This is a genomic window from Flaviaestuariibacter amylovorans, from assembly GCF_039541815.1.
In the GTDB taxonomy this organism is placed as follows: Bacteria; Bacteroidota; Bacteroidia; order Chitinophagales; family Chitinophagaceae; genus Flavisolibacter; species Flavisolibacter amylovorans.
Genome location: NZ_BAABGY010000006.1, coordinates 1 through 12293, shown reverse-complemented (window position 1 = coordinate 12293; position 12293 = coordinate 1). Strand labels below are relative to the sequence as shown.

6 protein-coding genes are annotated in these 12293 nt (G+C 61.6%); 3 read left to right on the top strand and 3 right to left on the bottom strand.

Annotated features, from left to right (window positions below; genetic code table 11):
- Positions 1-356 precede the first annotated feature (356 nt).
- The gene (locus ABD937_RS06410; RefSeq protein WP_345254383.1) at positions 357-1142 is read left to right on the top strand and encodes a rhomboid family intramembrane serine protease; all 786 of its coding nucleotides are present in this window, start codon (positions 357-359) and stop codon (positions 1140-1142) included.
- Between the two features lie 124 nt (positions 1143-1266).
- Here the strand turns inward: ABD937_RS06410 and ABD937_RS06405 are convergent, their stop codons facing one another.
- Together ABD937_RS06405 and ABD937_RS06400 are read right to left on the bottom strand one after the other, a co-directional pair.
- A complete protein-coding gene (locus ABD937_RS06405) occupies positions 1267-2112 on the bottom strand; it encodes a diacylglycerol/lipid kinase family protein (protein ID WP_345254381.1) in 846 nt (281 codons plus the stop codon).
- A gap of 191 nt (positions 2113-2303) precedes the next feature.
- Positions 2304-7724, bottom strand: coding sequence for an alpha-2-macroglobulin family protein (locus tag ABD937_RS06400; protein ID WP_345254379.1), 5421 nt, complete (start codon positions 7722-7724; stop codon positions 2304-2306).
- A gap of 198 nt (positions 7725-7922) precedes the next feature.
- On the opposite strand from ABD937_RS06400, the gene pbpC reads away from it, so the two are divergent.
- On the top strand, positions 7923-10199 hold the full coding sequence (gene pbpC / locus ABD937_RS06395; RefSeq protein ID WP_345254377.1) for a penicillin-binding protein 1C: 2277 nt from the start codon (positions 7923-7925) through the stop codon (positions 10197-10199).
- A 253-nt stretch (positions 10200-10452) separates the two neighbouring features.
- Positions 10453-10989: a hypothetical protein gene (locus ABD937_RS06390; protein WP_345254375.1), complete on the top strand. Its 537-nt coding sequence runs from the start codon at positions 10453-10455 to the stop codon at positions 10987-10989.
- Positions 10990-11164: 175 nt separating this feature from the next.
- Here the strand turns inward: ABD937_RS06390 and ABD937_RS06385 are convergent, their stop codons facing one another.
- Positions 11165-11881 (bottom strand): head GIN domain-containing protein, encoded by a 717-nt coding sequence (locus ABD937_RS06385; RefSeq protein ID WP_345254372.1) that lies wholly within the window; start codon positions 11879-11881, stop codon positions 11165-11167.
- Positions 11882-12293: the final 412 nt, after the last annotated feature.

The following is a 12293-nucleotide window of genomic DNA, read 5'->3' as shown; positions in this document are numbered from 1 at the left end:
CGGATTTGATACGATGAGCGCGGATGCTGCGACTTCGTCTCCCCCGCCGACACGTACGCAACCTTCCACCGGTACGATCTTCCGGTACGATAACGTATGCCGCACAGAAACGACCCATTACAAATCGACGAATAGACAAAGAGACAACCCTCCTTAGCGAAAACCTTAGCCTCTTCTTTTCTTAGCGGTAAAAAAAACCTTCTTTTCCTTCTATCGCCTTTCTGAAACCCGCCCGGGAAGGAACAGGAACCCAGGAAACAGACAACCACAAATCTCAGATCTGAAATCTGAGATCACAGATCTGAGATCCCCCGCGTGGCCCAACTTCTGTATCATCCTGCCCAAACTTCCCTCCCATGCTTCCCATCGGCGACGATAACAGCGACCGCATCCGGACTCCCTATATCAACTACGCGCTCATCGCGCTGAACGTAATCGTATTCGTCTGGCTGCAACAGCTCGGGAGCAACACGGCCTTTACCCTCGGCTATGCCACCGTGCCCGCCGAGATCCTGACCGGCCGCGACATCATCATCCCCTCCGGTGCCACAACCCTCGACCCCATCACGCAGCAGCCCATCCAGGTGCCGCTACAGGCTTCTCCGCACCCGGTGTACCTCACCCTGCTCTCCTCCATGTTCATGCACGGCGGCATCGCTCACATTTTCGGCAACATGCTCTACCTGATGGTCTTCGGCGATAACCTGGAGAACGCGATGGGCCACCTCCGCTACCTGCTGTTCTACCTCCTTACCGGCGTGCTGGCGGCGCTTGCGCACGTAGCCAGCACGGTCTTCTTCAACGGGAACCCCTACATCCCCGCACTGGGCGCCTCGGGCGCGATCTCCGCCGTGCTGGCAGGCTATATGCTCCTCTTCCCGACCCGGCGCGTACGCGTCTGGTTCATCCTCGGGTTCTGGCCCATACCGGCCTTCCTGGTGGTGGGACTCTGGTTCGTGTTCCAGGTCATCAACGGGGTGGGTGCGCTCGGCGCCCGTGAGGGCAGCGGCATTGCCTACGCCGCGCATATCGGCGGCTTCATTGCCGGCCTCGTGCTCGTCCACCTCTTCACCCGGCGCGAAGACGTAGCCCTCATGCGCGAGCGCGCCGAGGCGGTCCGGCGGCGGAGCCAGTACTATTAAGTCAAAATTCAAATGTAAAAATTCAAAAAATCTTCACCCGGTTAGTGGCCAGCACGCCCGGAGAAGGTCTCCATGGGAAGCCTTTTGACTTTTGAATTTTGACTTTTGAATTGCAGGAAGGCAACTACACAGAAAACAGGAACTTCCCCGGCAGCACCTCGATCTCGAAGCGGCTGTTCGAATAATACTCGCCGTCGAGGTGGGCAGGCAGCTCCCGCGGGCTTTCCACCAGCACGCGGCGGCCCTGGAGGTACTGCACGAACGGGAGCTCGAGGTGCTCGCCCCGCTCGATCACCGGCAGGTAACGCATCCGCTGCAGGGCGGCAATGCGCCCCACGATGTTGAGATCCAGCAGCCCGTCGTCGAGCGAAGCCTTCGGCGCCACCTGGAAGCCGCCGCCATATCGCTGCCCGTTGGCGATGGACAGCAAGAGGCAGTCCTGCTCTACCAGAACACCGTCGGCATCAAGGCGCACCGGCATCTCGGAAAAGCTCAGGATATGCTTCAGCACGGAAAGAAGGTAAGATGCCTTGCCGGCGAGCTTTCGCTTGCCTACCAGGTCTTTGACGATGGCGCCGTCGAAGCCGATGCCCACGCCGTTAAGGAAGATCCGGTCGTTGCACCGCCCCGCGTCTACACGGCGCGTATTGCCAGCGAGCAGGCGCGCTACCTGCTGGGAAACCGTGCTTTCGCCATAGAGCATCCAGTGAAAGTCATTGCCGGAGCCTCCGGCCAGGGTGCCTACCGGTATTTCTACGGACGGGTAGCGGTTGATGAAGTGGTGCAGCGTGCCGTCGCCGCCGACGACCCACACAGCGGTGAAGCCTTCCAGGCTGTCGGGCCAGGCGAAAATAAAGGTCTGAAAGCGAATGCCCTCTTTCTTCAAGAGCAGGCTGGCCTCGTCCGTCACGCGGAGGGCCTTTACGTTCTCAGGACCAGGGTTACACAATATCGCAATGCGGGGCTCCATAAAAAGAAAAGCGGGATGACCGTGGCCACCCCGCTAAAGATAGGATTTGATTGGGACTCGCTTCTCCTTGCCGGCTTCTTTCAAGTCAAAATTCAAAAGTCAAAAATCTCCGGATGGAAGCATTCCGAACGTCTACAACCAGGTGCACGTTGAGCGCTTTTGAATTTTGACTTTTGAATTAGGAAAAGCAACTATTGAACAACCCGCACCACTCCCGCACCATGATACGAGTGGATCTCGCCGCGGTAGAGTGCATCGGCGCTGACCGGGCCCCGCTTATACTGGCCGGGCGACACGGCACGCACTGCATAATAATAGGTCTTGCGGTCCTCCCGGGCATCTACGAACAGGTGGATGCGGTCGTCGCGCACATCGATGGCCGTGGGCGTTCCCGCGTCCTTGATCCAGTCCATACCCGGCAGCTCCTTCGTGCGCGGGTTCTCGATCTCGAAGCCGGCCGGCAGGATGTCGGTGAGCACCAGGTTGTCGATGGTATTGCTGTAGGCCCGCTCGAGCGTGATGCCCACGATCACGAGCTCGTTCTGCCGGAACGTAGTGCCGGAAAGCGGCTGCCCGAAGCGGTTGTAGTAGCTGCGGCGCACGCGCACGTAGCTGTCTTCCTCCTTGTAAGCGCCGCTGCGACTGATCCCCTCGGCCACCCACGTGTAATACATCGTGCCGCTGCCGCTCACCGTAATATCGATGGGCCCGCTGCCCAGCTGCGTCCCCGTTCCTTTCCAGGCGCCTTCGCGCACCTGTGCCAGCAGCTTGCCGCCAGAGCGGATCTCGGCCGATGCGGTGCTGCCCGCATTGCGCCGGGCGAGCTTACCGAGCGCGAGGAAGGAGAACACCCGCTCCTGCGTGTTGAGGTAGTGCTGCGTCTTGAGGCGGGCAGCCACGTGACGGGCCATCACCGGCACCTGCGCATGGCCCGGGTCTACGTCGATGAGCGCATTGAGGGCGATGGCCTCGTCGCGCGCCTCGCTGTAGAACGATCCGCCCGACTGCGGCACGGACACTTCTCCCGCAAACGCACCGGGCAGGAAGCCCCCGAAGCTGCGGCGATCGCCGGCAAGCGCATAGGCGGCGGAAAGCAGGTAGCGGCCGTCGAGCGCCAAGAACTGCGGGTTGGCCTTGTAGTAGTTCATGGTGGGCACCTGCGGGCGGTTGGCGAGTGCCAGCACAAACAGGCTGTACGGCACCTCCTTGGGCGCGATGCGCCGGCTCTGGTCGCGGTTGTAATAATACGGGATGGTTTCCCGGTTGCGCAGCTTGGTACCGAGGTAGCTCAGGATGGTTTCCAGGAGGCTGTTGTCGATCTCGAAGCCGGCCTTGCGCGCCTCGATGAGGAAGTGCGCGGCGTAGGTGGTGGCCCACCAGTCTTCGGTGCCCTCGCCATCCCAGAGCGTGAGGGCGCCGTTATAGAGCTGGCGCATCCGGATCTTGCGGACTGCCTCCTGCACGTTGGCATGTGCGTTGGCCTTACCTGTTCCCTTGTCGTTCACGAGCGCGGCGATATCGCCATAATACAGTTGCGGGAAGGCGGCCGAGATCGTCTGCTCCGTGCAGCCATAGGGATACTGCACCAGGTAGCGCAGGTGCTCCGAGAGCTCCACCACCGGTGAGCGGCTCACGAAGAGGCGGTAGGTGCTGCCCGGCAGGAAGTCGGCCGTGGGCAATGCAATGCGCTGGCTGTTGCCGCCCGTAATGGCGCCGCTGCCGCTGCGCTGCTGGAGTGTGGAAGGCGGGCGCACCGAAAGTTCCGTGCTTTGCGTAAAGGTCTCTCCCATCGATTGCACGGTCACGGTCACCGTGCCCACACCCAGCGCGGAGGTGGCCACGATACGGAAGGGCGCGCGGGACTCGTTGTTGGCCGGCAGCGTCACCGACTGTGCGGCAGTGCCTTCGATGCGGAGGGGGCCGCTCACCTGCAGCGTCACCTGGCCGGTGGCGGCACGGGCCGTGGTGTTGCTTAGCGTTACCGGTACGATGGTAGTATCGCCGGGGCTCAGGAAGCGCGGGAGCGCCGACGAGATCACCACGGGATCCGCCACCTGCATCGTGGCCTCGGCCGAGCCGAAGCGCTCGTCGCGCGAAGCCACCGCCATGAGGCGCACCTGCCCGCTGAAGGGCGGCACCTCGAAGGAGAAGTCGGCATAGCCGCTGCCGTCGGTCTTACGCAGGCCGCTCCAGTACGAGAGGATCTTCACGCGCTTCGCCGGCATCGGGTTCACGCGCTTGTTCATATCCGAGTTGCCGTCGCCGCCCGTGCTGCTGCCCCGCACCGATAGCTCCGGGAAGAGCAGCGGGTACATATCGTAGGAGAACACGTCGAGCGCGCGCTTCTGGTAATAGTATTTATACGGGTCCGGAGTCTGGAAGTCGGTGATCTGCAGCACGCCGTTGTCGACGGCGGCCAGCGTCACCCAGGAGTTGGGCGCCGCCTTTACGCGCACGCTCTGGCGCCGGTTCGAGCGCGAAGCCTTCTGCGCCTCGATCGCGACGGCGATGTTGCGCGCCGGCTCCTCCACGGAAATGCTCTTGAACCCATGGGCCACGGTAAGCGGGATATCGGTCATGCTGTGCGGCTTGATGAGGGTGGCCGTGACATATACGTTGGGCACATGTGCCCCGCCGAGGGGCAGCTCGATGGAAGCGCTGCGCTGCGGCACGTCCACGTATTGCCAGGAGAGTACGCCCTCCCGCTCGGTGGTTACGAGCAGGCGGCCGGAGAAGGGCGTCTTGAAGAGGATGCGCGCCTTCTCTCCTGCCTTATAGCGCTCCTTGTCGGGCTCGATCGACACGTTGCCTTCCTTGTCCACGTCGAAGGCATTGCCGCCCGAGCCCCAGGCGCCGTAGCTGTAAAAGTCTTTTTGCACATAGGCACTGGCGCCCGGCCGGTAGACCCGCAGCTCGTAATAGCCCGGAGCCCGCGGCACAAACAGCACCGAGGACCCGTTGCCGACCGTGCGCTCCTCGTCTACGATGGTGCGCGTCACCTCCTGCGACTCGTAGCGGAAGTAGCCGCCGTTGCGGGCCAGCACCGTGCGGTACTCGTGGCGGATCACCTGCACCCGCGCGCGGGCCGTTACCGGCGCGCCCTGCGGGTTGAGCGACACGAGCTGGAAGGTGACGCCCTGGTTGAGCGGGTAATAGGAATAGCCGTCGCGGCGGATGCCGTGAAATACGTCCTGTGTATGGATATCGGCCGTAGCTCTGCGGCTCACGGGGCGCCCGGTCTCGTCGAAGACGGTGGCGAAGAAGCTGGCTTGCAGGAGGCCGTTGTTCTGGTACAGCTCCGGTACCGCGTAGCTTTCCTGCGCGCCGCCCGTGGCATCGGTGGTACCTTCCTTCACCTCCTTATCCGTAACGGAGGCCTGTCGCGAAAGCGAAAAGTCGTATTCACCGAAACCTTTAGCCGTAAACGCCTTCTGCTTCACCTGCACCTCGAGCTCCCAGTTGCGGCCAGCCGCCGGCGGCCCGAAGAAATTGACCGCGCTCACGCTGAGGCGCGCCTCTTCACCGGGCTTGTAAGCCAGCTTATCGAGCTTTGCCGTCACCTTGATGCGGTCGGGCACGAACTCCTCGATCATGAAGTTCTTCGTGGCGAGCAGCACGTCGTTGGAGCTGTACACCTCCAGCACATAGGAGCCGGTGATGGCCGAAACGGGGAGGTCGATGGCCGCCTCGGTAGCGCCGCCTTCATTGAGGCTTTTGAGCAGGCTGCGAAATTCCTTGCCGTTGGGCAGCAGTAACTTCAGCTTCAGCGGCAGCTCGCCGGGGCTTTTCCAGTTCTGGTCGCGGAGCAGCACGGCAAAGTGTACGGTCTCGCCGGGGCGGTAGATGTCGCGCTCGGCATAAACGAACGCGTCCACGCCCGCGGGATTGAGGTGCTTGCCGCCCACGTCGAAGCGCGAGGTCTTCACCTTCGTACCGCTGAACGGCAGGTAGGTGAGGTCGTCATTGGTCTTGGCGATGATCATCGCCGGGCGAAAGCCCGCATAGGCCCGCTGCTGCAGCTTCACTTCCGCTACCCCGGACTCGTTGGTGGCCCCGGAGCCGATCAGCTGGTTGTTGCTGCCGTAGACCTGCACGGCTACGCCGCCCATCGCCGTTGCGTTTTTTATCGAGTTGGCAAACACGAAGAGCTTGCCGCCGCCCTGGCGGGCGATGAGCCCGATGTCGGAGGAGGAGATCAGCCGGCTGTCGCGGATCCAGTAGTCTTCCGTCGACCGTAGTTCTACATGATAGACGCCGCGCAGGTCGGGCAGGCGGTCCTGGAACTGCTTCAGGTTGAGGAGGCGGCCATGGCCGGATTTGGGGAGGCTGCGGGTGTCGATATCCTTGGTGAAGATCACGTCGCCGCCCAGCACCTCGTTGTCCTCATACCGGTACTCATCGTCCTCGTCTTCCTCATCCGAATAGGAAGCATGGCGGGCCGCCCCTTCTTCCGGCACCCGCGGCGAATAGCCGTTGCGCTGCACCAGCAGCAGGTTGCTCTCATAGATCTTGGAGATGACGAGCTTGACGCGCGGCGTGTTGGTGATGAGCACCTCGATATTGCCACTACCCTTCTTGGAAAGAAAGAGTGCCTTGCTGCTCGTGAAGCGGATCTCCGACTCGAGCTCGCCGAAGGCCACCGGGCTGCTGGTGGGCTCCTTGAGCACGCCCCCGATGCGGCCGCGCAGGCCCTTGTCGATCTGGAGCTCATAGGTCATCTCCGGGCTGAACTGCTCACTGCGCAGGGCCACGCCGTAGTCGGTATACTCCACCGTATACCGCACGGCAGGATCGAAGCGCATGTACTGTGTCACGTTCTCGCCCTGCAGCTGCTGGCTGGTGTTGACGCGCACGATCCCCTCGGTGCCGTCGTGCTCCGAGGAAACGCCGGTCACGGAAAGCAGGTAGGGCGACGACATCGTGAGTTCCGCGGCGAGCGGCTCCGTGGTCATGTTGCGCCCGCCTTCGGGGAGCAGCCCCGCTCCCACCTGCACCTTGAGCGGGTAGGCGCGGTCCTCGCCCTTAAAGCCTGCAAGCCGCAGCAGCATACTGTTGGCCGGCGACACGGTAAGCAGTTCATAAGGAGTCGGCTTACCGTCAACGCTTACCTGGAGGTGCTCCTTCAGGGCGGCCGGCGCCACGGGGTAGTTGAATTCGAGCGCGAGCTGGGGCACGGCCTGGCGGCCGCCATCTTCCTGCAGCACCCAGGTCATCTGGGCGTCGGAAAGGCTGAGGCCGGCAGTGTGAAAGTGGATCGGCTCGCCGCCCTTGATGTCGTTGAAGCGGCTGTGCGCGAGCAGGTCCGGGCGCAGCGTTGCGGTATAGGTAGTGGCCGGCGCCAGCGGGTCGCGCGGGGAAAACACGAGCTCGTCGGGCGCCTCCCAGCGGAAGCGGCCGGGGATGCGCGGCTCGAAGCGGATATACTCGGTCGAATCCCACTGCTGCAGCAGCGAGTCGGAAACAAGTGATTTACTAAAGCGAAAGGTGAGGTTGCCGAGGCGCGGCACTTCGCCGCTGGCATTGGTGCTACTTAAGGTAACGGTACGGCGCTGACAGGCCGCAAGAAGCAGTGTCGCCACGAAAAGGGCGGACACAAGGAGGCGGTTACGCATACGGGAGGCGTTGTTGGTTGGATGTGTTTGTTGAGCGGAATGGGGAAATGTTAAATTGCCGGGAGGCTGGCTGAATCGCAGCGGAATTCCGGAATTTAGGAGGAATAAAAAGTAGCTACGGAGGATGACTCGATGAGTCCATATAGAAGATTACGACAGAAAGTTACCGTGTCTTTTTTCAAGGCCGTTGTTAAAAGATTGGTAATCCTCTCCGCTGCTGCGTTCCTGCTTTTTCTACTGCTGAACTGGTGTTTTCCACTGCGCGACCGCATCGATTATACCACGGTGATTCGTGACCGCAACGGTGGCGTGCTGCACGCGTACCTGACGCCCGACCAGAAGTGGCGCATGCGCACCGAGCTCTCCGAGATCTCGCCGCTGCTGCGCCGCACGCTCATCGCCAAAGAGGACAAGTATTTCTACAGTCACCCCGGCGTGAACGTATTCGCCGTGCTCCGCGCGGCGGCCAACAACCTTACGAAAGGGCGGCGTACCTCCGGTGCTTCCACCATCACCATGCAGGTGGCCCGCGCCCTCGAGCGGCGCCCGCGGCATTTCGGTTCGAAGATCATCGAGAGCTTCCGCGCGCTGCAGCTCGAATGGAAATACAGCAAGGACGAGATCCTGCAGCTATACGTCAATGTGGTGCCCTACGGCGGCAACATCGAGGGCGTAAAGGCGGCTGCGCTGCTGTATTTTCAAAAGGCACCCGATCACCTGTCGCTTGCCGAGATCACAGCGCTCTCCATCATCCCCAACCGCCCCTCAACGCTTGTTCCGGGACGCCACAACGCGGCCATCGTAGCGGAGCGCAACCACTGGCTGCAACGCTTCGCCGCCGAACAGGTGTTTACGCAAAAGGAGATCAGCGATGCCCTGGCCGAGCCGCTCACGGTACGCCGCAACACCGTACCGCGCCTCGCGCCGCACCTTTCCCTGAAACTGAAGCGGGGCGCCGAAAGCCTTCAGGTGCGGAGTACACTGCAGCCCAACCTTCAGGCCAAGGCTACCAAGCTCACCGAAGACTACGTACGCGCCCTGCGCTTCCAGGACATCCGCAATGCCGCGGTGATCGTGGTCGACAACGGCACGCGCGAGGTACTTGCTTATGTCGGCTCCGGGTCGTTCACGGATACGGCCGACGGCGGGCAGGTGAACGGCGCGGCCGCTATCCGGCAGCCGGGCAGCACGCTGAAGCCCCTGCTTTTCGGGCTTTGCTTCGATGAGGGACTCATGACGCCGCACACGGTGCTCACCGACGTGCCGGTGAACTACAGCGGCTACCGGCCGGAGAACTACGACCAGCAATTCAATGGCTACGTAACGGTGGAATACGCGCTCGCCAACTCGCTCAACATCCCCGCGGTGAAAGGCCTGCAGCAGCTGGGCACCGAAAAGATGATCGCCGCTCTCGCATCCGGCGGGCTGAAGCAGGTGCAGAAAGACCGCAACAAGCTTGGGCTCTCGCTGGTGCTCGGCGGCTGCGGCGCTACCCTCGAAGAGCTTACGGGGCTTTATTGCGCACTTGCCAACGGCGGCACCTGGGCGCCGCTGCGGTACACGCCCGACGCACCGAAGGGCAAGACGGAGCAGCTGCTTTCGCCAGGCGCGGCCTTTATGGTCACCGATATCCTCGCGCAGCTGGGCCGCCCCGATTTCCCGCTCAACTGGTCGGCCACCGAGAACCTTCCGAAGATCGCCTGGAAAACAGGTACCTCGTATGGACGCCGCGACGCCTGGAGCATCGGCTACAACAAGCGCTACACGATCGGTGTGTGGGTGGGCAACTTCTCCGGCACCGGCGTGCCCGAGCTCAGTGGCGCCAATACGGCCACGCCCCTGCTCTTCCGCCTCTTCAACAGCATCGACTACGACAGCGACGGCGAATGGTTCACGCCGCCGCCCGACGCCGCGCAGCGCCTCGTGTGCCCCGAGAGCGGGCTGCCGCCGGGCCCTCACTGTAGTGCTACGGTGATGGACGCCTTCCTGCCGCTTATCAGCAGCACCGTTGCCTGCTCGCACCTGAAGGAGGTAGCCTTGTCGGCAGACGGATCGGTGTCATACTGCGGCGGATGCCTGCCCGAAACCGGCTACCAGCGAAAGCTCTTCCGGGTGCTGCCACCCGAGATGCAGGAATTCTACGCGGCGCGCAACCAGCCCTATGAGCGGGTGCCACCGCACCACTCCGAGTGCGAAACCCTGCAGCGTGGCGACGGTCCGCTGATCACGGCGCCGCAAAATGGGACGGAGTACTTCCTCGAAGACCGCAACCCGGAGCCGCTGCAGCTGAGCGCCCGCGCTGCCGCCGACGTAGCCCGCCTGCACTGGTACGTCAACGACCGCTTCTACCGGAGCACCGCACCCGGAGAAAAGCAGTTCTTCGTGCCCGAGGGTGAAGGGCCGGTCAGGATCGCCTGCACCGACGATAAGGGGCGCAGCCGTACGATCGTGATCCAGGTACGGAGGGTGAGGTAGGTTTTGAAAGGTTTTGAAGGTTTTGGGGGTTGGTTTTGGAGAAAATGGACCTCAGCCACCGCCACACATTTCTGTTTTCTACATATCTAACGTGCACGTTCGCAAGCGCTTTTGTTAAAGGAATTCAAAGAAGAGGCATGCGTTTTCGCCTGAAACGGGCTTTCGGACCTCGGTATCGGCCATTATTAAAACCCAGATCGGATTCCGGCCGGCGCTTTGTCTGATGATAAGGGAAGCAATGACCCTTGTGCGTATGAACCACCTTCTTATTGGCCTTTTTGCCACCTTTTTCACGCTTGGCGCCGCCGCCCAGCCGGCCGACGTGCAGCTTGCCGGCGGACCCGCCATCGTGCCTCCTGCGGCTCAATTCTATATTCCTGAAGAAGAAGAGATCGATTCCATCGTGACCCGCTATGCCATCGAGCCGACGGCCACGGGCAACGACACGATGATGGTGCTGCGCCTGCGCTACGAGCGCGGCGGCGGCCTGCTCGAGAAGCAGATCGCCCTTACCCCGCTGCGCCTGAAGCAGATGGGCTATACCGGCGAGCCGCGCCCCTACTTCTACCAGTATCGCTACGATAAGGAAGGCCGCCTCATCTATTACCGCGATTACCTGGCAGGCAGGTACACCGTGGTGGATCATCCCGGCGACAAGGAAGTACGCAAGACCTTCGATTCAGCTACCGGCCGCCTACTCGAGCAGGAAGTGGTTTCGGCGACGGCAACCGGCAATCGGGAATCGGTAAACCCACTCAATGACATCCTTTTCATGCAAGGCGATCGATAAACGACTTCATAAAATAAAAAGCCGCAACGACCTGGTCCTTGCGGCTTTTTCTGTATGGGTCTGCCGGTTCGTGTGACTTCCGGCTGGAGCTTCTATTGCCGGTCCCCGCCCTTCGACGGGCTCAGGGTGACAGCGCTTTTTTGTCATCCTGAGCTTGTCGAAGGATGTCGAAGGATCAATCCGCTTTCCGGATATTGCCCGAGCCATGGATGGATTGATTGACCTCTCCGCCGCCCTTGTACGACACGTCACCGGAGCCGTTGATGTCGATGTCGAGGCGCTTGCTGGCGTGTACCTGTGCATTGCCGGAGCCGGAGATGTTGACGCGGGTGCGCTCGCTGAGGAGGTTGTAGGCATAGAGGTCGCCGGAGCCGTGGATCTCGGAACGCAGGAGGCGCGTGGTGCCCTGCAGGCGGATGGAGCCCGAGCCGTTGATGTCGGTGCTCATGTCGGGTGTATCCACGTCGAGCACCACGTCGCCGGAGCCGTCGACGTCCACCTCGAGGCGGGGCGAGGACAGGCGGGCGGAAGAGGTAAACTTGCCGGAGCCGGAGATCCGCAGGGCTTCCAGCGCAGGAGCGGTCACATATACCTTGAGGCCTGCGCGCGGGCGCAGGTTGACCCCGTCGCGGGTCTTGACGTAGAGGCGGTTAGCGCTCACCTGCAGCTCGATGTATTCCTGCAGGTTGCCGTCGGTAGCGATCCGCACCGGCCCGGCGGCGCCTTGCGTCAGCAGCACCTCGATGGGGCCGCTCACCTCTACGGCGTTGAAGTTACCGACACTGCGCTCGCGGGTCACGAGCTCACCGTTGCCTTTGATGCGGCGTCCGCCCCCGAAGCGGCAGGAGGTGGTCAGTAGCAAAACGAAGCACAGGGCAAGTAGCGGTTTCATGGCGGGAATGATTTACGTATTAGACAACCGGGATACCGGCTTGGTTACACGAATGAAGCAGTAAAGTAAGTGATTCCGGCTACCGGCACAAAGAATCTCGGATGTCGGATGTGTGATCTCAGATTTATTGCTGACGCACGACACGAGAGAAGGAACGCGGATGCTACGGATTTGATACGATTAACGCGGATCATCGGTCCTCATGCATCAGTTTCCGCGTCCGTTGACCTACGTGTGTATGTTATTTCGGTACGATAGGCTAGGGCGCACAGAACACGGCCTTACCAATAAACCAACAGGCGAATAAACAAGTAAACTGTAATAGTTAGGAGTTGATCTGACAGTTCGGGTTGTTTGGAGGGTTATTCAAAAGGATTTGGATTTTAGGATAAGGGTTGATTGAACTGCGTGT

Excerpts from the sequence above, each read along its gene's own strand:
- ABD937_RS06385 (WP_345254372.1), bottom strand. The coding sequence starts at position 11,881 with ATGAAACCGCTACTTGCCCTGTGCTTCGTTTTGCTACTGACCACCTCC.
- ABD937_RS06400 (WP_345254379.1), bottom strand. The coding sequence starts at position 7,724 with ATGCGTAACCGCCTCCTTGTGTCCGCCCTTTTCGTGGCGACACTGCTT.
- ABD937_RS06390 (WP_345254375.1), top strand. The coding sequence starts at position 10,453 with ATGAACCACCTTCTTATTGGCCTTTTTGCCACCTTTTTCACGCTTGGC.
- ABD937_RS06410 (WP_345254383.1), top strand. The coding sequence starts at position 357 with ATGCTTCCCATCGGCGACGATAACAGCGACCGCATCCGGACTCCCTAT.
- ABD937_RS06405 (WP_345254381.1), bottom strand. The coding sequence starts at position 2,112 with ATGGAGCCCCGCATTGCGATATTGTGTAACCCTGGTCCTGAGAACGTA.